General features: G+C 70.5%; 27 protein-coding genes. 11 read left to right on the forward strand and 16 right to left on the reverse strand.

The features are described from left to right. Nucleotides 1-2: 2 nt before the first annotated feature. Nucleotides 3-578, reverse strand: a complete 576-nt coding sequence (locus O7614_RS17200; RefSeq protein WP_278139473.1) for a maleylpyruvate isomerase N-terminal domain-containing protein — start codon at nucleotides 576-578, stop codon at nucleotides 3-5. Between the two features lie 124 nt (nucleotides 579-702). On the opposite strand from O7614_RS17200, the gene O7614_RS17205 reads away from it, so the two are divergent. From O7614_RS17205 to O7614_RS17215, 3 genes are read left to right on the forward strand one after another with little or no spacing between them, the layout of a single operon-like run. Continuing rightward, a complete protein-coding gene (locus O7614_RS17205) occupies nucleotides 703-1,671 on the forward strand; it encodes an ABC transporter ATP-binding protein (RefSeq protein ID WP_278139474.1) in 969 nt (322 codons plus the stop codon). Nucleotides 1,672-1,685: 14 nt separating this feature from the next. Continuing rightward, the gene (locus O7614_RS17210) at nucleotides 1,686-2,444 is read left to right on the forward strand and encodes an ABC transporter permease (RefSeq protein ID WP_278139475.1); all 759 of its coding nucleotides are present in this window, start codon (nucleotides 1,686-1,688) and stop codon (nucleotides 2,442-2,444) included. A 32-nt stretch (nucleotides 2,445-2,476) separates the two neighbouring features. Continuing rightward, a complete protein-coding gene (locus O7614_RS17215; protein WP_278139476.1) occupies nucleotides 2,477-3,259 on the forward strand; it encodes an ABC transporter permease in 783 nt (260 codons plus the stop codon). A gap of 3 nt (nucleotides 3,260-3,262) precedes the next feature. Here O7614_RS17215 and O7614_RS17220 read toward each other — a convergent pair whose 3' ends face one another. Continuing rightward, complete coding sequence (locus O7614_RS17220; protein WP_278139477.1) at nucleotides 3,263-4,180, reverse strand: LysR substrate-binding domain-containing protein; 918 nt, start codon at nucleotides 4,178-4,180, stop codon at nucleotides 3,263-3,265. A gap of 72 nt (nucleotides 4,181-4,252) precedes the next feature. Between O7614_RS17220 and O7614_RS17225 the strand changes: the two genes are divergently transcribed. Continuing rightward, nucleotides 4,253-5,233 carry a DMT family transporter gene (locus O7614_RS17225; protein ID WP_278139478.1) on the forward strand — a complete coding sequence of 327 codons (981 nt, stop codon included), beginning with the start codon at nucleotides 4,253-4,255 and terminating at the stop codon, nucleotides 5,231-5,233. A 44-nt stretch (nucleotides 5,234-5,277) separates the two neighbouring features. Here O7614_RS17225 and O7614_RS17230 read toward each other — a convergent pair whose 3' ends face one another. Genes O7614_RS17230 through O7614_RS17240 form a run of 3 tightly spaced genes read right to left on the reverse strand, consistent with a single transcriptional unit; the run spans nucleotide 5,278 to nucleotide 7,364 of the window. Beyond that, entirely contained in the window at nucleotides 5,278-5,784 is a 507-nt protein-coding gene (locus tag O7614_RS17230) for a hypothetical protein (RefSeq protein ID WP_278139479.1), read from the reverse strand. A 54-nt stretch (nucleotides 5,785-5,838) separates the two neighbouring features. Then, nucleotides 5,839-6,783, reverse strand: a complete 945-nt coding sequence (locus O7614_RS17235; RefSeq protein WP_278139480.1) for a CU044_5270 family protein — start codon at nucleotides 6,781-6,783, stop codon at nucleotides 5,839-5,841. Continuing rightward, the gene (locus tag O7614_RS17240; RefSeq protein WP_278139481.1) at nucleotides 6,780-7,364 is read right to left on the reverse strand and encodes an RNA polymerase sigma factor; all 585 of its coding nucleotides are present in this window, start codon (nucleotides 7,362-7,364) and stop codon (nucleotides 6,780-6,782) included. The genes O7614_RS17235 and O7614_RS17240 overlap by 4 nt, the downstream gene beginning before the upstream one ends. A gap of 107 nt (nucleotides 7,365-7,471) precedes the next feature. Between O7614_RS17240 and O7614_RS17245 the strand changes: the two genes are divergently transcribed. Together O7614_RS17245 and O7614_RS17250 are read left to right on the forward strand one after the other, a co-directional pair. Beyond that, nucleotides 7,472-9,373 (forward strand): prolyl oligopeptidase family serine peptidase, encoded by a 1,902-nt coding sequence (locus O7614_RS17245; protein ID WP_278139482.1) that lies wholly within the window; start codon nucleotides 7,472-7,474, stop codon nucleotides 9,371-9,373. A gap of 10 nt (nucleotides 9,374-9,383) precedes the next feature. After that, nucleotides 9,384-9,851: a hypothetical protein gene (locus tag O7614_RS17250; RefSeq protein WP_278139483.1), complete on the forward strand. Its 468-nt coding sequence runs from the start codon at nucleotides 9,384-9,386 to the stop codon at nucleotides 9,849-9,851. Here the strand turns inward: O7614_RS17250 and O7614_RS17255 are convergent. Then, entirely contained in the window at nucleotides 9,829-10,722 is an 894-nt protein-coding gene (locus tag O7614_RS17255; RefSeq protein ID WP_278139484.1) for an NAD(P)H-binding protein, read from the reverse strand. The genes O7614_RS17250 and O7614_RS17255 overlap by 23 nt on opposite strands. Before the next feature lie 85 nt (nucleotides 10,723-10,807). Here O7614_RS17255 and O7614_RS17260 point away from each other — a divergent pair, with 85 nt between their 5' ends. After that, entirely contained in the window at nucleotides 10,808-11,527 is a 720-nt protein-coding gene (locus tag O7614_RS17260; protein ID WP_278139485.1) for a TetR/AcrR family transcriptional regulator, read from the forward strand. On the opposite strand, the gene O7614_RS17265 is transcribed toward O7614_RS17260, so the two are convergent. Both O7614_RS17265 and O7614_RS17270 read right to left on the reverse strand, forming a co-directional pair. Continuing rightward, nucleotides 11,528-11,914 (reverse strand): hypothetical protein, encoded by a 387-nt coding sequence (locus O7614_RS17265; protein ID WP_278139486.1) that lies wholly within the window; start codon nucleotides 11,912-11,914, stop codon nucleotides 11,528-11,530. A 283-nt stretch (nucleotides 11,915-12,197) separates the two neighbouring features. Beyond that, nucleotides 12,198-12,974: an aminoglycoside phosphotransferase family protein gene (locus tag O7614_RS17270; protein WP_278139487.1), complete on the reverse strand. Its 777-nt coding sequence runs from the start codon at nucleotides 12,972-12,974 to the stop codon at nucleotides 12,198-12,200. 403 nt (nucleotides 12,975-13,377) lie between these two features. On the opposite strand from O7614_RS17270, the gene O7614_RS17275 reads away from it, so the two are divergent. Next, nucleotides 13,378-13,698 (forward strand): phosphotransferase, encoded by a 321-nt coding sequence (locus tag O7614_RS17275; RefSeq protein ID WP_278139488.1) that lies wholly within the window; start codon nucleotides 13,378-13,380, stop codon nucleotides 13,696-13,698. Between the two features lie 166 nt (nucleotides 13,699-13,864). Here the strand turns inward: O7614_RS17275 and O7614_RS17280 are convergent, their stop codons facing one another. The 4 genes from O7614_RS17280 to O7614_RS17295 all read right to left on the reverse strand — a co-directional run bounded on the left by O7614_RS17280 (nucleotide 13,865) and on the right by O7614_RS17295 (nucleotide 17,450). Continuing rightward, nucleotides 13,865-14,521, reverse strand: coding sequence for a response regulator transcription factor (locus tag O7614_RS17280; protein ID WP_278139489.1), 657 nt, complete (start codon nucleotides 14,519-14,521; stop codon nucleotides 13,865-13,867). Continuing rightward, a complete protein-coding gene (locus O7614_RS17285) occupies nucleotides 14,518-15,744 on the reverse strand; it encodes a histidine kinase (RefSeq protein ID WP_278139490.1) in 1,227 nt (408 codons plus the stop codon). The genes O7614_RS17280 and O7614_RS17285 overlap by 4 nt, the downstream gene beginning before the upstream one ends. Next, the gene (locus O7614_RS17290; protein ID WP_278139491.1) at nucleotides 15,711-16,766 is read right to left on the reverse strand and encodes a DUF418 domain-containing protein; all 1,056 of its coding nucleotides are present in this window, start codon (nucleotides 16,764-16,766) and stop codon (nucleotides 15,711-15,713) included. Before O7614_RS17290 ends, O7614_RS17285 begins: the two co-directional genes overlap by 34 nt. Before the next feature lie 216 nt (nucleotides 16,767-16,982). Further along, on the reverse strand, nucleotides 16,983-17,450 hold the full coding sequence (locus O7614_RS17295) for an HNH endonuclease (RefSeq protein ID WP_278139492.1): 468 nt from the start codon (nucleotides 17,448-17,450) through the stop codon (nucleotides 16,983-16,985). A 370-nt stretch (nucleotides 17,451-17,820) separates the two neighbouring features. Here O7614_RS17295 and rox point away from each other — a divergent pair, with 370 nt between their 5' ends. Continuing rightward, nucleotides 17,821-19,245: a rifampin monooxygenase gene (gene rox / locus O7614_RS17300; protein WP_278142289.1), complete on the forward strand. Its 1,425-nt coding sequence runs from the start codon at nucleotides 17,821-17,823 to the stop codon at nucleotides 19,243-19,245. Nucleotides 19,246-19,294: 49 nt separating this feature from the next. On the opposite strand, the gene hemC is transcribed toward rox, so the two are convergent. The 3 genes from hemC to O7614_RS17315 are packed head-to-tail and all read right to left on the reverse strand — an operon-like array spanning nucleotide 19,295 to nucleotide 21,979. After that, a complete protein-coding gene (gene hemC / locus O7614_RS17305; protein WP_278139493.1) occupies nucleotides 19,295-20,236 on the reverse strand; it encodes a hydroxymethylbilane synthase in 942 nt (313 codons plus the stop codon). 55 nt (nucleotides 20,237-20,291) lie between these two features. Beyond that, entirely contained in the window at nucleotides 20,292-21,179 is an 888-nt protein-coding gene (locus O7614_RS17310) for an RNA polymerase subunit sigma-70 (RefSeq protein ID WP_278139494.1), read from the reverse strand. Beyond that, nucleotides 21,152-21,979, reverse strand: a complete 828-nt coding sequence (locus O7614_RS17315; protein WP_278139495.1) for an alpha/beta hydrolase fold domain-containing protein — start codon at nucleotides 21,977-21,979, stop codon at nucleotides 21,152-21,154. The genes O7614_RS17310 and O7614_RS17315 overlap by 28 nt, the downstream gene beginning before the upstream one ends. 56 nt (nucleotides 21,980-22,035) lie before the next feature. Here O7614_RS17315 and O7614_RS17320 point away from each other — a divergent pair, with 56 nt between their 5' ends. Further along, nucleotides 22,036-22,599, forward strand: a complete 564-nt coding sequence (locus O7614_RS17320; RefSeq protein ID WP_278139496.1) for a GNAT family N-acetyltransferase — start codon at nucleotides 22,036-22,038, stop codon at nucleotides 22,597-22,599. Further along, complete coding sequence (locus tag O7614_RS17325) at nucleotides 22,575-22,733, forward strand: hypothetical protein (RefSeq protein ID WP_278139497.1); 159 nt, start codon at nucleotides 22,575-22,577, stop codon at nucleotides 22,731-22,733. The genes O7614_RS17320 and O7614_RS17325 overlap by 25 nt, the downstream gene beginning before the upstream one ends. Here O7614_RS17325 and O7614_RS17330 read toward each other — a convergent pair. After that, entirely contained in the window at nucleotides 22,726-23,709 is a 984-nt protein-coding gene (locus O7614_RS17330; RefSeq protein ID WP_278139498.1) for a LysR family transcriptional regulator, read from the reverse strand. The two genes, O7614_RS17325 and O7614_RS17330, sit on opposite strands and share 8 nt — an antisense overlap. Between the last annotated feature and the right edge of the window lie 7 nt (nucleotides 23,710-23,716).

Consider the following 23,716-nt stretch of genomic DNA (forward strand, 5'->3'; position numbering starts at 1 on the left):
CTTCACTCCACGGCGGCCCGCCAAACCCAGGAGGTACGCCGCGCCCGGCCGGGCAACTCACCACGGCCGGTCATCCAGAGCAGCACCTCGGGGGCGGGGCCGGCCGGGGCGTCCGGGAAGAGTCGCCCCAGCACCAGTGCGGTCAGCCGCTGCGGTGGCTGCCACGGCACGCCGAGGCCGAGGGTGATGTCGTGGGTGTGCAGCAGGGTCTCGGCCACCCCCATCGCGGCGAAGCCGACCGGGTCGCAGGGGCCGTAGTGCCAGGCCCGCGCGTCGGGCGAGGTGGCGTCGACGGCGGCGGCGAGCATGCCGGCGCAGGCCCGCACCACGGTGAGGGTCTGCGCCGGGCTGGCGTCGGGGGAGACCCTCAGGTCGTACGGCAGGTAGCCGTCGTCCGGGCGGCCGGTGACCTGACCGGCGTACGCGAGGAGGTCGTGCGCGACGTGCGCGGCGGTGGTCCAGCAACTCCACGTCAACGTGCCGGCGGGCACCGACCAGTCGCGCTCGCGGTGCGGGTGCAGCACACGCGTCATCTCGTCGGCCGCCTGGAGCAGGTCGGCGCCGGTCACCGGTGACATCCGTCGACCCTCGCAGGTCCGGTCGGGGGTGGCAACCGAGATCGCTGGCGCCCCCGGAGGCAGTCTGGAAATTACAGCAACCCGTTTAAATATTGCAGTGCACTGTTGGATTTTCTAGGCTGCCTTGGTGAGTGAGCAACCTTTGGTCCAGGCGAGGAATCTGACCAAGACCTATCCACCACGGGGGTCCACAGCGGAGTTCCGCGCGGTCGACGGCATCGACTTCGCGCTTGAGCGGGGCGAGTCGTTCGGGCTCCTCGGCCCCAACGGCGCCGGCAAATCCACCACCATGCGGATGATCGCCGCGACGTCGCCGATCAGCGGCGGCAGCCTGCGCGTGCTCGGCATGGACCCGATGACACAGGGGCCGCAGATCCGCGCCCGGCTGGGCGTCGTGACCCAGGACGACCACCTGGACAACGAACTGACCGTCCGGGAGAACCTGCACATCTACGGGCGATACTTCGGCCTGCCACGCGCCGTCATCCGGGAACGGGCCAACCGCCTGCTGGACTTCGCCCACCTTCAGGAGAAGGCCGGCGACCAGGTCGAGACGCTCTCCGGCGGTATGCGTCGGCGGCTGACCATCGCCCGCTCGCTGATCAACGAACCCGACATCCTGCTGCTCGACGAGCCGACCACCGGCCTCGACCCACAGGCGCGACACATCCTGTGGGACCGGCTCTTTCAGCTCAAACAGGAGGGCGTCACGCTCATCCTCACCACGCACTACATGGACGAGGCCGAGCAACTCTGCGACCGGCTCATCGTCGTCGACCACGGCCGGATCGTCGCGCAGGGCTCGCCCCGGGACCTGATCGACAGGTACGCCACGCGGGAGGTCCTCGAACTGCGCTTCCGCCTCGACGAACGGGACACAGCGGCGGAGAAGCTGCGCACGTCGGCGCTGGCCACCGGCAGCGACGGCCGTGTCGAACCGCTTCCCGACCGGGTGCTCGTCTACACCGCCGACGGAGAGGCCGCCCTCGCCGCGGTGCACGCCATGTCGCTCACACCGCTCACCGCGTTGGTCCGCCGCGCGACGTTGGAGGACGTGTTCCTCAAGCTCACCGGCCGATCGCTCATCGAGTAGCAGGGGGACCACTGGTGCTTCGCGCATTCCGATACTGGGTCACGCGCTACCGGCGTACCTGGCGCGGCTCGATCGTGATCAACGTGCTGAACCCGTTGCTGTTCCTCATCGGCATCGGCGCCGGCCTGGGCTCCCTCGTCGACGACAACGCTCCGGCCCAGATCGCCGGCGTCTCCTACGCCGCGTTCTTCGCCCCGGGAATGCTGGCGGCCGCCGCGATGCAGAACGCGTTCCTGGAGGGGTCCGCGGGCGTGGCCCGGGCTGCGGGCTTCGGGGCGTACCGCAGCGCCACCCCGACACCACTCGACCCGGAACAGCTCGCCGCCGGGCACCTGCTCTTCATCACGTTCCGGGTGCTCGTGGCCAGCGCCGCCTTTATCGTGGTGATGGCCGCGTTCGGGTTGATCGGGGGATGGTGGGCCCTCGGCGCGCTGCTCGGCGCGACGCTCACCGGGGTCGCGTTCGCGGCGCCGGCCGCGGCGTGGGCGGTCGGCGTGCGCAAGCTGCGCCACATCGACACGGTCTTCCGCTTCGTGATCATGCCGCTGTACATGTTCTCCGGCACGTTCTTCGCTGTCTCGCAGCTACCCGAGTGGATCCGGCCGGTGTCCTACCTGCTGCCGCTGTGGCACGGGGTGGAGCTGTGCCGCGCACTCAGCCTCGGCACGGCGACGGTAAGCGGCAGCTCCGTGCACATCGCCTACCTGCTGACGCTCGCCATCGGCGGCTTCCTGGTCGCCCGCGTCACCTACCGCCGACGGTTGCACCCGTGACGACCCCCGCCCAGAGCCTCGTGGAGACACCCATGACCACCGTCGTCGTGCCGGCGTGGACGAGACGTCGGGCCCTCGCGCTCATCGAACGCAACTTCATGATCTACCGCCGGTCGGTCACACCGCTGCTCAACGCACTCGTCGAACCGATCCTCTACCTGTTGTCGATCGGTGTCGGCGTCGGTCTGCTCGTCGGCACGGTCCCCGGGGTCGAGGTCCCCTACGTCGTCTACGTCGCGCCGGCGATCCTGGCCACGACCGCCATGAACACGGCGTTCAACCAGACCAGCTTCGGCGTCTTCACCCGGATGAAGGTCGAGAAGACCTACGAGGCGATCCTGCCGACACCGCTCTCCGTCACCGACATCGCCGTCGGCGAGGTCACCAGCGCAATGATCAACGCGTTGCTCACGTCGATCGGCTTCCTCACCCTCATGGCGGTGGGTGGGTTGGTCACCTCGGCCTGGGTGCTGCTGGCCCTACCGGCGTCGGTGCTCATCGCGTACGCGTTCGCCGCGGCGGGACTGGCCGTCACCACGTACCTGCGCGACTTCGCCGACTTCCAGTACATCCAGCTGTTCATGCTGCCGATGTACCTGTTCGCGACCACGTTCTATCCCCTGTCGGTCTACCCGGAGGCGGTGCAACCCGTGATCCGGGCGCTGCCGCTCTACCACAGCATCGAGCTGGTACGCGAACCAGCGTTGGGTCGCCTCAGCTGGGATCTGCTGATCCCGATGGCGTACCTCGTCGCGTTCGGCTCGGTCGCGATGTACGTCGCCGCCCGTCGGATGACCCGGGCGATGCTGCGTTGACTGCTACCCGCCGAGTTCGTGGACCTGGTCGGTCACCGCCGTCAGCATGGCGGTGAGCGCCGGAGCTGGTGGTGTGTCCCGGGTGGCGGCGACCAGCCTGCGCTTGAGGGTGGTCTCGGCGATGTCCCGGATCGCGAGCGCCGGGTCGTCGCGGGGCAGGGTCAGGGCCGGCATGAGGGCGACGGCGGTCGCGGCGCGGACCAGTTCGAGTTGGACGTCGGCGTCGTTGGAGCGGTGCCGCAGGTCAGGTTCGTACCCGCCGAGGGCACGGCAGGTCCCGACCACCATGGCGTGGTGGCCGGTGCCCTCGGCCGAGGCGGCCCAGATCTCGGAGCGCAGGTCGGCCACCGCGACCGGTCCGCCGGACCGGGCGAGGGGATGCGTGGCGGGCAGCACGATCCTCAGGGGCTCTTCCAGCAGGAGCGTGAAGCGCAGACCGGCCGGTCGTGGGCGGGGATGGCTGTCGTACTCGTCGCCGATGACGAGGTCGACAGTGCCGAGGCGCAGGCCGGGCAGGGACTGTTCGAGTTCGAGTTCGAAGATCTCCACGCGGACCTGCGGGTGCTCGGCCTTCAGGCGCGCGACGGCGGGGATGAGCAGGCGGCGGGCCGCTGATTGCAGACCTCCGGCGCGGACGGTGCCGCGGATGTCGCCGCCGAGAGCGGCGAGGTCGGCCTGCGCCGCCTCGGCGGCGGAGAGCAGGACTCGCGCGTGCTGGGCGAGAAGCTGACCGGCGTCGGTGAGCCGCACCCCGCGGCCGGCCTTGTCGAGCAGACGGGCGCCGACCTCCTTCTCCAACAGGGCGAGTTGTTGGGAGATCGTGGACGGGCTGTAACCCAGGGCCGCCGCCACCGCCGCCAGGGTGCCGCGCTCCTCGAACTCACGCAGGAAGCGCAACCGCCGCAGGTCCAGCTCGATCATGCGGGAATCCTAACGATTGTCCTGCGGGAATCATCGCTGGACCTGATCGGTCGGGTCTTCGATCCTTGCTGCATGGGTGCAGCACTGTGTCTCCTGTCCGCGGCGTGCTTCGGTGCCATGGCGATCTTCGGCAAGCTCGCCTACGACGCCGGCGTCTCCACCGGGGAGTTGCTGCTGGTGCGGTTCACTTTGGCCGCCGTCCTGCTCGGCGTCGCCCTGCTGGTGCGCCCGGGCCTGCGCCGCGCTTCGCCTGCTCCCGGGCGGCCGGCGATGACCGGCCGCCGGGTGCTGGCCATCGCCGTCGGGCTGGGTGCCGTCGGGTACGCCGCCCAGGCGGGTCTGTTCTTTTCCGCGCTGCAACTGATGGACGCCTCGCTGCTGGCTCTGATCCTCTACACGTACCCGGTCCTGGTGACAGTGGGGGCGGTGCTGCTCGGCCGGGACCGGCTCAGCCCGCGACGCGGCACCGCGCTGGTGGCGGCGTCGGGCGGAACGCTGCTGGTCCTGCTCGGTGCCGGTGGCGTGGGTTTCCATCCGCTCGGGGCGCTGTTGGCCTTCGCCGCCGCGCTGACGTACACGATCTACATCCTGGTCGCCGACAGCGTCGTGCACCGGCTGGCGCCCGTGGTGTTGTCCGCTCTGGTGCTGACCGGCGCGGCCGGGACCCTCGCCGTCCGCGCCCTGCTGACCGGCGGCGTCGACCTGAACTTCGGGTGGCGGGGGTGGTTCTGGTTGGCCTGCATCGCCGTGGTGTCCACGGTCGTGGCGATGCTGACCTTCTTCGCCGGGCTGCGGCGCACCGGTCCGTCGACCGCCGCCATCCTGTCCACCGTCGAACCGGTGGTCACCGCCGCACTGGCCACACTGGTCCTCGGCGAGAACCTGACGGTGGTGCAGCTCGTCGGCGGTGCCCTGGTGTTGTCCTCCGTCGTCGTCCTGCAGCGCCAGTCGGCCCGCCCGCACCGCGACGGTCAGGATTTTCGCCCGGTGCCCCGCCGGCCGCAGGATCCGGCCCGCGACGACCTCGCCGAACCGACGGCAATCGCGCCGTAGCCACCGACCGGTTCCCGCTTCCGCGCCCGGGGTAGGCGGCGTGATCAGCCAGCCGTGGCGGGACGCGAGTCGAGGCGCTGGGTCGAACCCGCCGCGAGGGCTTGGTCGACGTGCTGGATGCCCGCGCGGACCAGATCGCCGTACTGGTCGGTCGGCAGGTGCTCGGCGAGGCTCCGAGCGGTCGTCAGGTGTGCGCGGGCCCGGGCGGTGTCACGCAGTCGCCGGTGTACGTCGGCGAGGTTCAGGTGCAGCGACGGCAGGAAACCCCGCACCTGGAGCGTGTGGTGGTGCTGTTGGGCGCGTTCGTCGGTGAGGTCGGTGGCGGCCGCGAGGGCACGTTCGTCCCACACCAGCTCGACCTCGGGGGTGTCCTGCAGGTCGGCGAGGTAGTGGGCGAGGGTGCAGCGGTGCAGGGCGTCGCCGCTGGCGCCGATCTCGTCCCACAGCGCGGTGAGGAGCTGCCGGGCTCGGGTCGGGTCACCGGTCTGGCCCACCTGCACCGCTTCGATGATGCGCGTCATGGTCGGGTCGGGTGTGGGCTGGTCGTCCATGCCGTCGATGCTCGGGCCTCGACCCGGACGAGGGTCAAGTCACGCGTGCACCGGCTACCGCTCCGGGCGCTCCCCGAGGGTGGACACGACGGCCCGTTGCAGCACCGCCGTCGTACCCAGCACCGTGCCGGCGGGTCCGTCCGGGGTGTCCGCCACGAGATAGCTGCGCTCGCCGAGGTACTCGTACGTCCGCTCGTCGAAGATCCACTCGTCGCGTCTGTCGAGTTCGGTGTGCCCGACGGCGATTCCCCGCCGGCCGGCCGCGTCGGTGACCCCACGGACCATCTCGACCCCGGGGATCTTCGCCGCCGCCCGGTAGAGCGCCGCGCTCGTCTGGGGCGGCACCAGCGACTCGCGCAGGATGTCACCGATCGCGGTGAACGCCGCGCCGTCGCGGCTGTTACCCCGACCCCGTTCGCCCCGCTCCTGGTAGAGCTTCGCCAGCAGCGCATCCGGGTCGGTGGGCAGGTCGACGAACGCCGCGTTCGGCGTCACGTCGTCGAGTCGCGACTGGCGGGGGATCACCTCCGAGAGGGGTCCGTCGAAGCGCGGTTCCCGCAGCAGGCCCTCACCCGGCTCGTAGCGCGGGATCCAGAGCTCCCGTTCGCGTACCGGTTGCAGTCGGGCCGGCCCGTCGCCCAGCTCGGCGTACGCGCCCCGGCTGCGGATGTAGACGTACTCGCCCTCGCCCTCGCCCTCGCCGGACGTCGGGCCCGGCTCGTCGCCGGCCGCCTCGGCCATCCGGTTCAGCAGTAGTGCCGCGCCGCCGTGTTCGCCCGGCGCGACCTCCACGACCAGCGGTGCGCTGTCTGGCGCCCACGGCTGGGTGACCACACCGGCCGCGACAACGGCGGTCAGCACGCCCGCCGCCGGCGCGAGCACCAGCATCCGTCGCGGCCGGCGGACCGGCCGTCCGATCTCGCTCATGAGATGGTGTCGCAGTGCCTGCCGGCGCACGGCCGGCAGGGCCGGCACGTGCGGGGCGGTGGGCTCGCTCATCGGTGCTCTCCCTGCTCGACGGGGGTCCTTCGAGTACGCGCCATTTCCTGCTCGGCCAGCGCCCGCAGCCGGGACCGGGCCCGTGACAGCCGTGAGCGCACGGTCCCGACGGGTACGCCCAGCGCCTCGGCAGCCGCCACGTAGTCCAGTTGCGACCACACGCACAGCAGGAACACCTCCCGGTCCGCCCTACGCAGTGCCCGCAGCGCCGCCACGGCGGCGGCCACCTGGTCGGCGTCGTGCATCCGGCCGACCACCTCGTCGGCGAAGTCGGGGACCGTGTCGCCGGTCGGCAGTCGCCGCAACGCCTCCCGGTGCCGCCGCGCCGCCCGCCGCCGGTTGCGCAGCACATTGGTGGCGATGCCCAGCAGCCACGGCCGGAGAGTGTCCCCGTCCGGGCGCAGCGACTCGCGGATCCGCCACGCCTCGAGGAAGGTCAGCGACACCACGTCGTCGGCGAGCGACGGGTCGCTCCCACTCCACACCGCATGCCGACGGACCGCGTCGGCGTGCTCGTCGAAGAGCTCCCCGAACGCCTCGGTGTCTCCCGCGCGGATTCGGCTCCGCCTCTCAGCTGTCACACCCGTACCTGTCCGCAGCCGCCCCTGAGTTCCCGCGTTCCGTGAGCCGACTGTCGTCGGCCGCCCCGGTCGTGTGTTGGCCCGTCGATGTTGGCAGACTGGCTCGCGTGACAGGTCTGACCGCCGAGATCGTGGTCGATGGTCGTGACCCGCAAACCCCGGTACTCGCCCGGGACGGGCGTCTGCTCGGCTACGTCCTCGCGCCGAGCAGCCGGACCGGTGATCACCTCGACACCGAGGTCTGGTTCGTCGACGTCGAGGGCCTCGGCGCGTCGCGTCGGGCGACCGCCGACACCGCCACGGAGTCTCGGCCGCGCTGGTCGGCGGACTCGGCGGCGCTGTTCTTCCTGTCCGACCGCGCCCGCCGCGGCACCCCGCAGGTGCACCGGCTCACCGTCGCCGACGCCACGGTGACCGCGTTGACCAGCTGGCGCGCCGGCATCATCGACTATCTGCCCCTCGCCGACCCCGGCCTGGTCGCTCTGCTGGCCGAGGACGAACCTACCGAGGAGGACGAGCGCCGCGCCCGGGACCGCGACGACGCCATCGTCGCCGGCGAGCGGGAGCCACGTGCCCGGTTGCGGCTGCTCGACCTCCACACGGGCAGCATCACCACACCGGACGTGTTCGGCGACCGACACGTCGTGGACCTGCGGCAACGGCCCGACGGCGGCCCGCTCGCCGTGCTCACCCAGGCCAGCGCCGACAGCGACCACGGCCCCCGCAGCCGTCAGCTGCACCTGTTCGACCACGCCACCGGGACCGTGGAGGACCTCGGACCGGTCGCGGTCGACGCGCGTTCCCTGGCCTGGTGGCCGGCTGAGGACGGCTGGCACCTCGGTTACCTCGCCCTCACCCCACCGGCGCTACACGCCGGTACCGCCGTGTTCGACCTCGCCCTGGGCAGCCGCGTCCTGCGCAACCGCACCGCCGATCTCTTGATGTGCCCCACCGAGCTGTGCCAGACCGATGCCGCCGCACTGGTGGTGCTCGCCGACGGCCTCAACACGACAGTGGCCCGGCTCGGCCCCGCCGACCTCACGATCCTGTCGCAGCATCCGGGACGCCTCGACGGCCTCACCACCACCGGTGCCGGCGAGAGGATCGCCGCGCTGAGCGGCAGCCGGTATCAACCCGCCGATGTTCACGTCGGGCCCGCGGCCGGGCCGCTACGAAAGATCACCAACACTCGTCCAGAGCTGAACGGGCTCGCTCTCGGGACGCAGGAGCCACTGGCCTACCGGGCGGCCGACGGCCTCGCCCTCGACGGCCTGCTCGTGCTCCCGGTTGGGAAAACCGCCTCCGAAGGCCCGTTCCCGCTGATCACGATCGTGCACGGCGGCCCCTACGATCGGCACGCCGACCGTTGCCAGTTGTTCTGGTCCCCCAGCGCGCAGTGGTTGGCCGCCGCCGGCTATGCGGTGTTCCTGCCCAACCCGCGCGGTGGCCAGGGCCACGGCCACCAGTTCGCCGCCAGCGTCGCCGGCCGGGTCGGTCAGGAGGAGTGGACAGACATCCAGGCTGGCATCGACCTCCTCATCGCGCAGAACATCGCCGATCCCCACCGGTTGGGCATCGCCGGGTGGAGCCACGGCGGCTTCATGTCCGCGTGGGCCGTCGGACAGACCGACCGGTTCCGCGCCGCGCTGGTCGGCGCCGGCATCGTCGACTGGGGCATGCTCGCCGCGACCGGGGAGAACGGCCAGTTCGAAGCCGCGCTCGGTGGGAGCACCGGCTGGTCCGGCGTCGGCCCACACCGACACGACGCGGTCAGCCCCGTCTCCTTCGCCAGCCACATCAGCACTCCGGTGCTCATCCTGCACGGCGCCGAGGACACCAACGTCCCCCTCGGACAGGCCGTGTACCTGCACCGGGCGCTGCGCCACTTCACGGTCGAACACGAATTCGTGATCTACCCGAGAGAGGGCCACTCGATTCGGGAGCGCAACCACCAACTCGACGTCCTGCGTCGGACCCGGGCTTGGTTCGACCGCTGGCTGCGGCCCTGACCGAGGCCGCGTGAAGGCAACCGTCTCGGGTTTGCTGGCCGACGATTGTCTGGACGCCGAGGGTGGTGATCAGGGCGAGACGCTCGGCGTCCTCGGTGCCGGGTTCGGCGGTGTAGACCATGACGCGCAGGGTGCTGCCGGCCACGGTGAGGATGTCGCAGTCGAAGGTGACAACGCCGACGTGCGGGTGGTCGATCGTCTGGCGGGCGGTTTCGTGGTGACCGGCGACGCCGGCGTCTCACAGCTCGGCGAAGCGGTCACTTCGGACGCGCAGTTCAGCGACCAACCGGTTGATCCGCTGGTCGACCGGGTGACGGGCGGTGGCCCTACGCAGGTCCGCGATCAAGGCGCTCTGCAGCGCCTGCACCGGCTCGACGGCCACCGCTCGCGCCTCCGGCGCGGTTGTCCTCGCCGGGGACGAAGCCGCGTCGCGTCGGCTCCTGGACTCCAGACCCTCAGGTCGTCGGGCGGCCGTTGAGCCCGACTCGTCGGGTGGCGACGATGGCCTCGAGCGTCGAGCGCGCCGATGTCGGGCGGCGGCCGATGAGGGTCTGCAACGTCGGGTCGACGACGGCGAACTCTCCTCGACGCGCCGCGCGGTACATGCCGAGGGTGAAGTCGGCCGCCGCGACCGGCATGCCCCGCTCGATGGCTGTCGCCCGCCACTGGTCGTCGCTGACGACGATGCGAGTGACAGCGCGGCCCGTGATGTCGGTCAGGATGCCGGCCACCGCCCCGAGGTCGAGCGCCTCCGCCGCGGTCAGCGCCGGTGTGATGCCGTCGAGCCGGCCCTCCTCGGCCAGGGCGACGGCTGCCGCCTCGGCCAGATCGGCGTGCGCGGTCCAGGACACCGGGCCGTCCTCCGGTGCCACGAGTTGACCGGTCTCCAGCGCCGCGCCGATGGAGAAGCCGAGTGTGCTGGCGTAGAACCCGTTGCGCAGGGCGGTGAAGGGAACCCCCAGGCCGGCCAGGTGCTCCTCGGTCGCGGCGTGCGTGGGCTGTGGGGCGAAGAGCGAGTCCCGGGAGGCGGCCTGGTGGCTGGTGTACACGATTCGTTTGGCTCCTGCGGCGTGGGCGGCGTCGATGGCGGCGCGGTTGGCGACGAGCGCGCCGGGGCCGCGGATGGCGGCGGACACGATCAGGACCGTGTCGGCACCCTCGAAGGCGTGCCCCAGCGTCGCCGGGTCGGTGAAGTCTCCGGCGCGGACCCGGACGCCACGCTCGGCGAGGACCGCAGCCTTGTCGACGTCACGCACGCTCACGCCCACGGCGTCGGGTGGCAACCGGTCGAGCAGCCGGTCGACGATCTGGGACCCGAGCTGGCCAGTGGCACCGGTGACGACGATCATGATCAACACTCCTTGTTATCGGCGTTACGCTGGCTACGTTATCACCGATATTTCGAGGTTAACAAGATGCTGTTAGCATTGGTTCATGGTGACGACGCAGGACACGGCATCGCGCGACGACGTCCGTGCGGGAATCGTCGCGGCAGCGACCCGACTGCTCCGCGAGAAGGGCGCGAACGCCGTGACGACACGCGCCGTCGCTCAGGCCGCAGGTGTGCAGGCGCCCACCATCTACCGCTTGTTCGGCGACAAGGACGGCCTCATCGACGCCGTCGCCGAACACGTCATGGCCACCTACGTCAGCGGCAAATCGGTCGCAGCGGACGTCGCGACGGGCGATCCGGTCGCGGAGCTGCGCTCCGGATGGCGCGCGCACGTGGAGTTCGGGCTGACAAACCCCGAGCTCTACGCGCTGATCGCCACCCGGGGGAGCGGAGCGCCCTCGCCGGCAACGGTCGCGGGCCTCGACGTGCTGCGTCGCCGCGTACGGCGACTCGCCGCAGCCGGCCTCCTTCGGGTCGACGAACAGCGCGCGCTCCTGATGATCCACTCCGCGGGCAACGGAACCATCCTCACCCTGCTGGGAATGCCCGCCGACCAGCGCGACCTCGGCCTGGGCGAGGCCATGCTCGATGCCGTGCTCACCAGCATCCTGGCGACAGCTCCGGCGACACCCGACACCACCACGAACGCGGTCGCGGTGACCTTCGCGACGGTGCTGCCCGACCTCCCGGGGCTCACCGACGCCGAACGCGCGCTGATGGCCGAGTGGCTGCACCGGTCACTGGCCCACCCGACGCCGTGATCACCTGGCCGGAAAGCAATCGACGAGAGCAGGCAGGGGAGATAGCTTGCAGAGGACCGCGACACCACCCGAGGAGGTGAGACCCATGAACGTTGTAGCGATGTGGGTGCTCCCCCTTGCCGTCACGGTCGGGCGATTGACGTAGGTGCGCTCGTCGATGCGTAACACATCGATCTTCAGTCCGCCCAGGCTCACCGTGCCGGTCGCTTGTCCTCCTTTGAGGACGGTCAGGTCAGTGCTCGCGCCGCCGATCGGTGCGCCCACCAGGCGGACCGCCTCGGCGGCACCCATCGCGGCCGCCGCCGCGCGGAACTGCTCGCGCGTGGTCTGCGGCTTGTCGTCCTTCGTGACCTGCCAGACGACGAGCCCACCGGCTCCGACGAGCACCAGCAGCGCGACGATGCCGGCGACGAGCGCCGCGGGCCGCTGCCACCAGACCGGCCCCGGCTGCTGCGCAGGTGGTGGCGGTGGTGGCGGTGGTCAGGCTGAACCTACTTCGGACATAAGAACCCCCGTTCCCGGGAGCCACTCTATCGTCGGAAATCAATTCGGGCGGGTCCTGAACCACGCTGAGGTCAGCCGTCAGTTCAGGACGGCCCACGTTCGACAGAGTTGGCGAGTGTTGCCGCCACCGGATCATCGCTACCGCTGACCGCTTTACCGATCGTCCTCAACCATGCAGCTGATCGGCGTGCGCTGTGATCCACCTCGCGTCGCGTTGGTAGAGCCCGACGTGATGGCGAATGCCCTCCTGCCCCTGATCAGCGCGCGCCTCGGTGAAGGCGGCGAGGTCGTGTAGTCGATGCACTGCGACGTGGAGAATGTGAGCAGGGTCCTGCCCCGAGCCATAGGCATCGCAGAGCATGCGCAGCCGACGTGCCCGCTGGTCCAGGTCACTGTCGATAGCGTCGCCGTTGTCGGGATCGGCCAGCGGCACCAGCCGGTAGGCGAGGTAGGCCAGATCCCACGACCGGGGACCGGGCGAGGCAGTGTCCCAGTCGATGACGCCGGTGAGCCGCCGGTCGGTGAAAACCATGTTGTACGGGGCGAAGTCGTTGTGACAGATGACCTCGGCGGGCTGCCGCACCGGGAACCGCCATACCCCGCTGACGGTGTCGAAGCTCGCGCTGGCGCCGTGAAGGTCGGCGAGGTAGACACCGGCCTCGGTGAGGACGTCCTCCCTCCAGATCCAGTCCGGCAACGGGTACTGCGGCACGATGCCCGGCAGGTACGAGACAACGTCGCGTCCGTGCTCGTCGGACCCGAGCGGTTGCGGAACCCAGGTGACGCCGCGCTCACGAAGGTGTCGTAGCAGGCGTTGGATTGTCGGGCTCCAAGCCCCGGCGGGCCGCCGGACAGTGGCACCGACGCGTGTCGCACCGCCCATGTTGCCGCCGGGTAGCACTTCCTCCTGCTCGCCGAGCGCGTTTGCGCTGTGGTCGCTCATGCCCGACATCCTCAGCGAGAGAGGGCCTGCACGGCTAGTGGGTTGCCGGGATGGGCTGACCTGGAAAAGCAGAGCCGTGGTTGTCAATTACTGGATTGCTATTACCGATAATCCATTAAATAGCTAGGACGGAAGGGACGAAACGGCCACGCACCATAATGACAGTTCTTGGGCGTAATGGATTACGCTGGTGTAGTGGTCGACGAAGGGCTGGTTCTCGCTCCCGTCAGGCGCCCGTCCGATAACCCGACTACGTGGTCACCCTGTGGACCTACTACGAGCCCGTGACCTCAGAGCCGAGCCCTCACACTGACTACATCCGCGCCCTCGAACGTCTGCACGCCGCGATGCGCCACGTCGACCTGCCCGCCCCGCACTTCACGGACCGGTCTCCACGGCCCGAATGCTGGTGGCCGACCACGCCCGAACGCCGAGGCTGGCCGACTCGGACCGGGTATTCCTCGCCCGCACGTTGGACCGCATGCGACGAGCGGTAGGGGAGGGTGGCCGATCCGAGCAACTCCTGCACGGCGAACCCCACCCGGGCAACCTGCTCCCGACCCGGGGCGGCCCTCTCGTCATCGACTTCGAGACGTGTTGCCGGGGGCCGATAGAGTTCGACCTGGCCCACGCGCCCGACGACGTCGGTGACCGCTACCCGGGTGCCGATCACCAGCTGCTGCGGAATTGCCGGACCCTCGTGCTGGCGATGGTCACGGCCTGACGCTGGGATCGCGACGACCAGTTTCCCGCCGGCCACCGGCTCGGCGTCGAGTGGCTGCGCGAACTCCGGGAGGCAACAACCAGCGCGGACGGGCAGGCCCGTAACTAACAGGTTCCACGAAAACGGCGAGCCTGCCGGATCGTGGGTGTTGCCAGCCCGTCGTCCGTCACGTCTCTGCTACTAACCGGTTCTCCCAGGCCCAGGCGGCTATCTCGGTACGGTTTCGTAGCTGGAGCTTGTCTTGGATGTTGGCTACGTGGGCTTTCACCGTGCTCAGCGAGACGAACAACTCCTGCGCGATTTCCTGGTTGGTGCGTCCCCGGGCGAGGTGCTTGATCAGTTCGACCTCCCGGTTGCTCAAGGGTGTCGCGGTTCGGCGTGGCGATGGGGCCGCGATCGGCCCGAACTGCTTCAGCAGCCGCATCGTGATCGATGGCGAGATCATCGCGTCACCAGTGTGCGCTGCCCGCACCGCCTCGGCTAGCAGGGCCGGTCCCGATCCCTTGAGGATGAATCCGACAGCGCCCGCTCGCAGCGCGGTGTACACGTACTCGTCCAGGTCGAAGGTCGTGATGATCACGACCCGCAGTGGGTCGCGTACGGCCGAACCGGCAAGTGTGCGGGTCACGTCAAGACCATCCAACCGTGGCATCTGGATGTCCACCAGGCACACGTCCGGGCGGTGCTCCCGGGCAAGGCTGATCGCCTCGGGACCGTCGGCGGCCTCGGCGACCACCGTGATGTCCGGCTGGCTTTCCAGCAGCAGACGAAGACCTCGGCGGACGATTGCCTGATCCTCGGCGACGAGCACGCGGATGGTCATGATGCTCCCGGTACGGGGATGGTGGCCTCGACGGTCCATCCGGTGGGTGTGCCCGGACCGGCGCTCAACTCACCGCCGAGGGCGGTCGCCCGCTCTCGCATTCCGACCAGACCATGGCCATCGAGGCGGGTAGCGCGGCCCGGCTGTCCGTCGTCGGCGATGCGCAGCCGGGCAACCCGCTGGTCGTGGGCCAGCGTCACGGTGACGGTACGTGCATCGCGCGCGTGCTGCGCCACGTTGGTCAGTGCCTCCTGCACGATCCGGTAGATGCCGATGGCAGTCTCCGGTGACCAATCGGCCGGCATGTGGCCGTCGGGCAGGTCGAGCCGAGCGCGAATGCCGGTGCTGCCGAAGCGGTCTACCAGCTCGGCCAGGGAATCCGGCGCGGGCGCAACCGTTGGCTCGTCGTCCCGCAGCAGCCGCACCACCTGCCGCAGGGAGGTGAGCGCCTGAGCACCAGCCGTCTCGATCTCGGCAAGGACCGCCCGGATCGCGGGCGGGTCGGTTTCGGTGGCAAGCTGCGCGACCTGAGCCTGGATGATCAGGCCAGTCAGGTGATGGGCCGCGACGTCGTGCAGGTCGCGGGCCAGTGCCAGCCGCTCGGTACGCCGCACCTCGTCAACCATCGCCCGCCGCCGCGCGTCGCCGAGCCGCAGCCACAGACCCACCGTGACCGCGAGCGCCCAGCCAACCACCATGATCCGCGTGGCTGTCCATGCGTTCGGAACGTCCTGAGCCAGATAGGTTGCGTACCGCTCGATGGTGCCTACGGCGACCATCCCGGAACCGACGGCGACCGCGACGGCACCTGCCGCACCGGGCAGGAACCGCACTGCGGAGGCAGTCACCACCAGCAGCGCCAGGCAGGCGATCGGAGCGGGCTGCCCCCGCTGGTCGGTCAGCCAGTCGATCAGCTCGGCGGCCGCGCACAAGGCGATTGCGGTGGCCGCCGCCCGAGCGGGGAACCGTCGTCGCAGCATCGCTGCCCCGCACACCACCGCCGTGATCAGCACCAGCGCCGTGCCCACCGGCCAAACCGAGCGGCGGCTCAGCACCACCGCCACCTCAATGACGAGACCGGCAGCGAGCAACACGCCGAACGTGGCCTCGACCAGTCTGCCCGGCAGGCCGGTGCGGCTGCCGGCGAGAATCATGACGCCTCTCCTGCTGGATCCGGAGCAGCGGCTGGTCATGACGGGCGCCGCAGCGGCGGCCGCTGCCACCACGTTACCCACCGCCACAGCCACTCGACCGGCCCCTGGTGGCACCGGCGCAGCCAGACTACCGACCACGTCCACTGCATCAGCAGGATTGCCCCGGCGACCGCTACCACGCCGCCGACCGGCCAGCGGTCCGAGCCCCCGACAACGCCGGAGATCGCCAGCACCAGCACCGTCGCGGTCAGATAGTTTGTCAGCGCCATCTGTCCCAGCGGCCGGAATACGGCGGTCAACGGCCTGGCCAGCCGCGTCCTCAGCAGCAGCAAGATCCCACACACGTAGGCACCGGCGGTCAGCAACCCGGCGGCCGGATAGGCGACCCTGAACGTGGTGCTGCCCGGGTCGGCTGACCCTGCGCGCAACTGGATCACCGCCGTCGGCACGGCGGCAAAGGCAAAGATCAACCCCAACACCGCAGTGGTACGTGGACCCGAGCCGATCCTTTTGACCACCCCGTAGCGCGTCAGCGCGGAACCGAGCAGAAACAGACCGGGGATCAGTGAGTACCAGCCGCCGAACAAACTCACCGACAACACGATGAGAAGCCCGGCGGTGACCGCCACCACGCGACGCGGCAACCACGTGGAGGGCAACAGGACCAGCATGCCGAGCGCCGCGTACACGGTGAGAACGTCGCCCTTCCACAACATCAGGAAGTGGAACAGGCCCACGGCCAGCAGTGCCAGCAGCCGACGCAGCAGCACCACTCGCGGTTGCCGAGCCCGCGCCTGCGTCGACTCGAGCACCAGTGAGAAGCCTACGCCGAACAGTAACGAGAAGATCGGAAAGAATCGCTGATCGACCAGCAGATGCAGCACCGTCGCCGCGGTCGTCTCCGGTACGTGCCCGGTGCCGATTTCGCCGCCGCGATGGGCGATCGGCTTCACGTTCGCCAGCAGGATCCCGCACAGGGCGAAGCCCCGAAGCACATCGAGCGCGTCGACGCGCTTCCGCGCCTGGGGTGCGGCGGGCCGAGACCGGCCGACGTCGATGATGTCGACGTTTCCAATACTGTTCCATGACATGCCCAAAGCCTGGTCGAGCGACCGTCCCGGCCCCTCGGCCAAAAGTCCACGCCGGTGCCTGAGCCGTCGTACTTTCGGCCATTCCCAGCCGCCGCCAGATAGTTCGGAATGTCGCTACTCGGCTGCGCGGATCTCGCCGCGATCCGAGCGTGGGGTTGGGTTGACCGGAAGTGGTGGCCTTGTTAGTCACGGGCCGGCAGGTGGTGCTGTCGGGCCTCAGCCCGGCTGCCGGCCGTACGCGGCACGGGCCGCGGCGACCTCTGCGGACTGGCGCGCGCGCCACCTCTTCTGCGCCTCGTTGTTGCACACTCGGCAGACCGTGCGGTATCGACCGCTCACCGGGTCGATCTCCCGCTCGTGCCCGTTGCGGCAGCGCGGCCGCTGGGTGCGGTGACGGCAGGTGTCGGCGTGGCTCACCTGCCGCAGGTGGGTGGGCTCGATGCAATCCGGCATCCCGCACAGATGGTGCACATCAAGGTCCGGATCGAAGTTGCCGACGAAGACGACGTAGGCCGCGATGTGCGCCCACGCCCGGCCAGCGACCTTCTGGTAGACGCCCCGCCGGCTGCCGTAGCCGCGCACGATCAGGCAGCCGTCGTCCCGGCGGACCGAACGATCGAGGAGGTACGCGCGAAGGGTCTCCTCAGTGAAATGCCGGGCCAAGCCCTTCACCTGCGACAGCATCTCGTCAGGCTAGGCCAGCGCCCTGACAAGCCCGATTGGCTGGCGGCGGGCCAGCGCCTCAACTTCGGGGATGTTGCTGCCTCCCGCGCGTCGGAGGCAGCAACATCCCCGATCTTACGGAGTCGGCGCGGTTCGGGACGACGCCATGTGCCGAGAATGCGTTGGACGCGACGACGCCGGGGCTTGTAGTTTGCTGGGGAACGTGACCCTGCCCGAGGAGGTGAGACCCATGAACGTTGCAGCGATGTGGGTGCTCCCTCTCTCCGTCACGGTCGGGCGATTGACGTAGGTGTCGCCGGGAGCGCCTCGCCACTCCCGAAAGGCAACACCCATGCACTCTGGGCAACACACCACCACCGAACGCCACCCCCTGTTCGACGTGATCATCGTCGGCTGCGGCCCGACCGGCGCGATGCTGGCCGCCGAGCTGCGGCTGCACGACGTCCGGGTTCTCGTCCTGGAGAGGGACACCGAGCCGACGTCGTTCGCCCGCATCGTCGGCCTGCACGTCCGCACCCTTGAGGTGATGGCGATGCGCGGGTTGCTGGAGCGTATCCGCGAGCGGGGCCGGCAGCGCCCGGCCGGCGGCTTCTTCGCCGCCATCGACAAGCCGGCGCCCAAGGACCTGGACACCGCGCACGCCTACCTGCTGGGCATCCCACAACCGGTCATCGTCCGTCTGCTCGAAGAGCACGCGATCGCCCTGGGGGCACAGGTCCGGCGCGGTGCCGCGCTCGCCGGTGTCGCCCAGGACGAGGACGGGGTGACCGTCGAGCTGGCCGACGGGGAGCAGCTGCGGACGCGGTACGTCGTCGGCTGCGACGGCGGGCGCAGCACGGTGCGCAAACTGCTCGGCGTCGACTTTCCGGGCGAGCCCTCGCGGACCGAGACGCTGATGGGCGAGATGATGCTGACCGCGTCCCCGGAGGAGGTCGCGGCCCGGGTGGCCCAGGTCGGCGACACCCACCGCCCGTTCTGGCTGCGGCCCTTCGGGGGGCAGGTGTACAGCGTCGTGGTCCCCGCCGGAGAAGTGAGCGATCGCGCCCAACCGCCCACCCTCGATGATTTCCGCACACGGTTGCGGGTCGTTGCCGGAACCGACTTCGGCGCGCACTCCCCGCGCTGGTTGTCGCGGTTCGGCGATGCCACCCGCCTGGCCGAGCGGTACCGGGTGGGGCGGGTGCTGCTGGCCGGCGACGCGGCACACATCCACCCACCGATCGGTGGGCAGGGCCTCAACCTGGGCGTTCAGGACGCGTTCAACCTCGGTTGGAAGTTGGCCGCGCAGGTCCGGGGCTGGGCGCCGGAGACCCTGCTCGACACCTACCAGGAGGAACGCCGGCCGGTCGCCGAGGAGGTGCTGGACAACACGCGCGCCCAGACGGAGTTGCTGTCGCCCGAACCCGGCCCGCGGGCGGTGCGCCGGCTGCTCACCGAACTGATGGACCTCGCCGTGGTCAACCGCCGCCTGATCGAGAAGATCACCGGCATCGACATCCGGTACGACTTCGGCCCTGGCCCGGATCTGCTCGGACGCCGCCTGCGCGACATCACACTCGCACAGGGAACCCTCTACGAATTGACGCACCGCGGTCGTGGGTTGCTGCTGGACCGGACCGGGCGGCTGACCGTCGGCGGTTGGTCGGACCGGGTCGATCACCTCGCCGACCCCACCGCCGCCGTGGACGCTCCGGCTGCCCTGCTACGCCCGGACGGCCACGTCGCCTGGATCGGCGACGGGCAGCGGGACCTGGACGAACAGCTCACCCGCTGGTTCGGCAGCCCGACCGGCTGACGGCAGGGTCCGCTGGCCCTGCGCCCCTGCCGCCGGGCCAGCGGACAGGTCAGGCCGACCCGTGGGTGGGCAGGTCGAGGAGTTCACGGGCGCCCTGGCGCAACAGGGCCGCGGCGACGGACGTGCCGAGGGTGATCGGGTCCGCCGCCCACTCGTGTACGTCGAGGACGGTCTTGCCGTCGAGGCTGATGACCCTCGCGCGCAGGCCGAGACGACCGTCGGGTTCGGTACGTGCGAGCGCGGCGATCGGCGAGTGACAGGTGCCCTGCAGGATGTGCAGCATGGTCCGCTCGGCCGTGGTCTCCCGCCAGGTGCGCGGGTCGTTGAGGCTCTCCGCCACCTCACGGGTGCGGGTGTCGTCGTCGCGGCACTGCAGGACCAGGGTGCCGGAGCCGACCGCCGGGATCATCGAGTCGACGTCGATCGGGTGGGTGATCCGGTCGGCCCGTCCGATCCGGTGCAGGCCGGAGACCGCGAGCAGGAGCGCGTCGTACGCCTCACCGGCGTCGAGCTTGGCCAGTCGGCTGTTCGCGTTGCCGCGGATGGCCACCGGGACCAGGTCCGGCCAGTGCAGGGCCAACTGGGCGACCCGGCGTACGGCGGAGGTGCCGACCCGGGTGCCGGCCGGCAACTGCTCGATGCGCAGCCCGCCCGGGTGGACGAGGCAGTCCCGGACGTCGTCGCGGGAGAGGTAGGCCGCCAGCACCGTGCCCGCCGGCGCCGGTCGGTCCCCGGGTACGTCCTTGACGCAGTGCACGGCCAGGTCGACGTCCCCGTTGAGCAGGGCGGCGTCCACCTCCTTGGTGAACGCCCCCTTGCCGCCCAGCGCGGCCAGGTCACCGAGCCACCGGTCTCCGCTGGTCGACATCGACCTCACCTCCACGGTGAGGTCGGGGTGCCGGTCGGCGAGCAGCGCGCGGACCCGTTCGGCCTGGGCCAGCGCCATCGGGGAGTTGCGGGTGCCGATGCGCAGCAGGCGTGAGTCGGACATACCGGCGAGAGTAGACCGTCGCACGTGTGCGTCGACGCCAAGCCCCACGTCGGACTCAGGCGGCCGTGAACCCTTCCGCCGCCCGCGGGTTGCCGAAGAGGGTGATCGCCGCGATCCCTCCCTCGGTGACCGTCAGCACCGCCACACCGAAGAGTTCACCCCGGAACCATGCCACCGCCGCGGGTTGGGCGTTCGCCCCGGTCGCCACCATTCTCCAGTCTCCTGCGGCTCCCATCGCCGGCGTCGCGAAGGCCAGGCACGCCTCACGGCCGGCGTAGGAGGTCGGCGAGCCGACCGGTTCGATGGCCGCGTCCGCGCGTAACACCTCGCGGAAGGCGGTGGCGTCGGATGCCTCCCAGGCGGCCATGTACCGGGCGAGCAGTCCTCGGGCGCGGGGAGAGGTCGCGTCCAGCACGTCGTCGCGGGTGGGCGCGGCCCCGGCGAGGCGTACCCGGGCCCGCTGCAGTGCGCTCTTCACCGCCGGCACCGACATGTCGAGTGCCGCAGCGGTTTCGGCGGCGGAGAAGGCCAGCACCTCCCGCAGCAGCAGGACCGCGCGTTGCCGGGGCGCGAGGTGCTGCAACCCGGCCACGAACGCGAGCCGTACGCTCTCGCGCGCGGTGACCAGGTCCAGTGGGTCCGTCGGGAACGGCTCCACAACCAGAGCCCCGAGGTCGTCGGGCCTGACGTCGGAGGCGAGCGCGCGCCGCCCGCGGCCTTCGATCGCGGTCAGGCAGACGTTCGTCGTGATCCGGTAGAGCCAGGTGCGCACCGACGAACGCCGCTCGAACGTCTCCCAGCCACGCAGCGCCCGCACGTAGGTGTCCTGCACGACGTCCTCGGCCTCGTGATAGGCGCCCAGCATCCGGTACGCGTGGGCGAACAAGCCCCGACGCTCCGCCTCGAACGCCTCGGTCAGAACCCCAGCTTCGGGCGTACCCATGCGGCCAACCTCCTGATCGCCTCGTCGGCGGCCGGTGCGCGCCCGGCGGCCATCTGGAACGTGTGCGGTTGCCCGTCGAAGACGTCCAGCCGGGCGCCGGTGAGCTTCGCGAGTCGCTCACTGTCACCCCGACCACTCTCGTCGCCACCGCACTGCACGTAGATGTCGGGCAGCGTGGACAGGTCGGCGTGGAACGCGTTGACGTCCGGGGCCAGGCCGTTCGCGCCCTCGGGCAGGTACTGCCGGATGAGGCTCTGCACCATCGGTCGGGTGAAGAAGACGTCGGTGGCCGCGTTCTCCTCGTAGGAGGTCGCGGTCTGCGCCGGGTCCATGTCGATCCACGGAGACAGCAACAGCAGCGCGGCCACGCCGGGCACCCGAAGCGCGACCTGTACGGCGAGACCGCCGCCGCAGGAGTCACCGGCCAGCGCGACCGTCCGGGCGCGCGTCATCGCCCACCGGCACGCGGTGACGGCGTCCTCGGTCTGTGCCGGGTGCCGGAACTGCGGCGCCTGCCGGTAGGTGGCGAGCAGCACCCGTACGCCGGCCGCCTTCGCGAGGTGCCCGTACATCTTCCGATGGGTGTAGAGGGACCCGCTGACGAAGCCGCCGCCGTGCAGCGCGACGATCACCCGGTCCGGGCCGACGCCGTGCGGGACGAGCCACATCGCCGGCACCCCGTCCGCCGACACCTCCACGTAGTCCAGGCCGCGTGGCTCGGCCGTCACGTCACCCCACTGGTCGTCCTCGCCCATGTCTCCGGCTGCCCAGCGGGCGTACATCTTCCGTATCGCGTCCATGCCGGTACCGACCGCGAGCGTGGTTGAAAGGAATCGGTCGACCCTAGGATCGGCTGGTGTCCGCACCGACCTACCCGATCCGTACCGCGCGGCTCACGCTGCGTCCGGTCAGGTCGGACGACCTCGACGAGGTGTACGCGTACCAGCGCAGGCCCGACGTCACGCGGTGGATGCGTGGTGCCGGGCCGCGTACCCGGGAGCAGTCGCGGGCGTCGGTGCTCGCCATGACCGCTGAGGACGCGCTGCGCGTGGAGGGCGACTGCCTCACGGTGGCGGTGGTGGACCAGACCGGCGTGATCGGGCACGTGGAGTTGGTGTGGCGCAGCGAGGCCGACCGGACGGCTGAGCTGGGTTTCGTCGTCCACCCGGACCACGGCGGTCGTGGGTTGGCCACCGAGGCCGCCGCGGCCTTGGTGGACTGGGGTTTCACCGAGTTCGGGCTCCATCGTGTCTACGGTCGGTGCCACGCGCGCAACGACGCTTCCGCTCGTCTGATGAGGCGGCTCGGTATGCGTCAGGAGGCGCGCCACGTGGCGAGTTACCTGTTCGAGGGGGAGTGGGCCGACCAGTTGGTCTTCGCGGTCCTGGACGACGAATGGCGGTCCCGGGGGTCGGGTTGATCCCGGGCCTGCCGGTCACCGGTACGCCGATCGTCGCCGTCGCGGCGGCCGGCATCCTGCTGGTGCTGATCGGCGTGGCGGCCCGGTGGCACACCCGCCGGATCCGGTGGGTCGTCAGGAAGCAGGTCACGTGATCCCGCCGCGCCGCACGCCAGGGCGCGGCGGGACCGTCGTGTCTTCCCAGGTCGGCAACCAGACCTCGGGGTCGGGTAACCGGGTCCGCGTGTGCCGGGAGTCGAGGTGCTCGCGGAGCGCGGGCAGGCCGGGATGCCTGTTGTCGTCGCGCCAGATCAGGGAGATGGGATAGATCGGCGCCGGATCGCGTACGGGCACCCGCCGCAGGTCGTAACTGTCCGGCCACAGGTACCGCGTGCGTTCACCGGCCAACGTCGCCAGGTGCGCGGAGTCGGCGATCTCGGCGAGCAGTGCCTCGTTGCCGAAGACCGGGCCGACCAGGTCGATGGTGAGGTCGAACGCGGCGGCGAGTTCGTCGTAGTAGTCGGCCCACTCGGTGCCGGGGGCCACGCCAGGCATCCAGATGCGGTGTGCGGCCAGTTGGGCGGGTGTGACCGCGTGGGCGTTGGCGAGCGCGTGGCGCGGCCCGACGAGAAGTTCGTGGTGCTCGTCGATCACGCGGGCGACTCTGATCGCGGCGGGCAGGTGCCGTGCGCGCACGGGCACGGCGTGGAAGGACGCGTCGACCGTCCCGGCCTCGACGGCGGCGATCGCGGCGTGCACGTCGGCGTCGAGGGTGACGACGTCCAGGTCGATGCGTGGGTACGCACGGTGGAAGTCCTGCAGGACGACCGCCGGGGCGATGCGTCGGCTGTGCACGTCGACGCGCAGGGCACGCCGACCAGGCCGTACGGACGCGTCGGCGCGCGCCGCGACCCGCAGTAGTTCCCGGGCGTGGGGCAGGAACGTCTGACCATCGATGGTGAGATGCGCGCCGCGAGGTGTGCGGTTGAACAGTCGTACCTCCAGGTCCTTCTCCAGCGCGGCGATGCGCTTGGACACGGCCTGCTGGGTGATCGACAGCGCGGCGGCGGCGTCCTGGAACTGGCCGGCGTCGGCGGCGACGACGAAGGTGCGCACGGCGTCGAGATCCACGAGGTGG

Source organism: Micromonospora sp. WMMD961, from assembly GCF_029626145.1.
Taxonomy (GTDB): domain Bacteria; phylum Actinomycetota; class Actinomycetes; order Mycobacteriales; family Micromonosporaceae; genus Micromonospora.

Coding starts and splice junctions, on each gene's coding strand:
- O7614_RS17280 (WP_278139489.1), bottom strand. CDS start 14,521: ATGACCATCCGCGTGCTCGTCGCCGAGGATCAGGCAATCGTCCGCCGA.
- O7614_RS17270 (WP_278139487.1), bottom strand. CDS start 12,974: ATGAGCGACCACAGCGCAAACGCGCTCGGCGAGCAGGAGGAAGTGCTA.
- O7614_RS17235 (WP_278139480.1), bottom strand. CDS start 6,783: ATGAGCGAGCCCACCGCCCCGCACGTGCCGGCCCTGCCGGCCGTGCGC.
- O7614_RS17290 (WP_278139491.1), bottom strand. CDS start 16,766: ATGTCATGGAACAGTATTGGAAACGTCGACATCATCGACGTCGGCCGG.
- hemC (WP_278139493.1), bottom strand. CDS start 20,236: ATGTCCGACTCACGCCTGCTGCGCATCGGCACCCGCAACTCCCCGATG.
- O7614_RS17295 (WP_278139492.1), bottom strand. CDS start 17,450: ATGCTGTCGCAGGTGAAGGGCTTGGCCCGGCATTTCACTGAGGAGACC.
- O7614_RS17230 (WP_278139479.1), bottom strand. CDS start 5,784: ATGGACGACCAGCCCACACCCGACCCGACCATGACGCGCATCATCGAA.
- O7614_RS17275 (WP_278139488.1), top strand. CDS start 13,378: ATGCTGGTGGCCGACCACGCCCGAACGCCGAGGCTGGCCGACTCGGAC.
- O7614_RS17200 (WP_278139473.1), bottom strand. CDS start 578: ATGTCACCGGTGACCGGCGCCGACCTGCTCCAGGCGGCCGACGAGATG.
- O7614_RS17315 (WP_278139495.1), bottom strand. CDS start 21,979: ATGGACGCGATACGGAAGATGTACGCCCGCTGGGCAGCCGGAGACATG.
- O7614_RS17225 (WP_278139478.1), top strand. CDS start 4,253: ATGGGTGCAGCACTGTGTCTCCTGTCCGCGGCGTGCTTCGGTGCCATG.
- O7614_RS17325 (WP_278139497.1), top strand. CDS start 22,575: ATGGCGGTCCCGGGGGTCGGGTTGATCCCGGGCCTGCCGGTCACCGGT.
- O7614_RS17310 (WP_278139494.1), bottom strand. CDS start 21,179: ATGGGTACGCCCGAAGCTGGGGTTCTGACCGAGGCGTTCGAGGCGGAG.
- O7614_RS17255 (WP_278139484.1), bottom strand. CDS start 10,722: ATGATCGTCGTCACCGGTGCCACTGGCCAGCTCGGGTCCCAGATCGTC.
- O7614_RS17260 (WP_278139485.1), top strand. CDS start 10,808: ATGGTGACGACGCAGGACACGGCATCGCGCGACGACGTCCGTGCGGGA.
- O7614_RS17215 (WP_278139476.1), top strand. CDS start 2,477: ATGACCACCGTCGTCGTGCCGGCGTGGACGAGACGTCGGGCCCTCGCG.
- O7614_RS17220 (WP_278139477.1), bottom strand. CDS start 4,180: ATGATCGAGCTGGACCTGCGGCGGTTGCGCTTCCTGCGTGAGTTCGAG.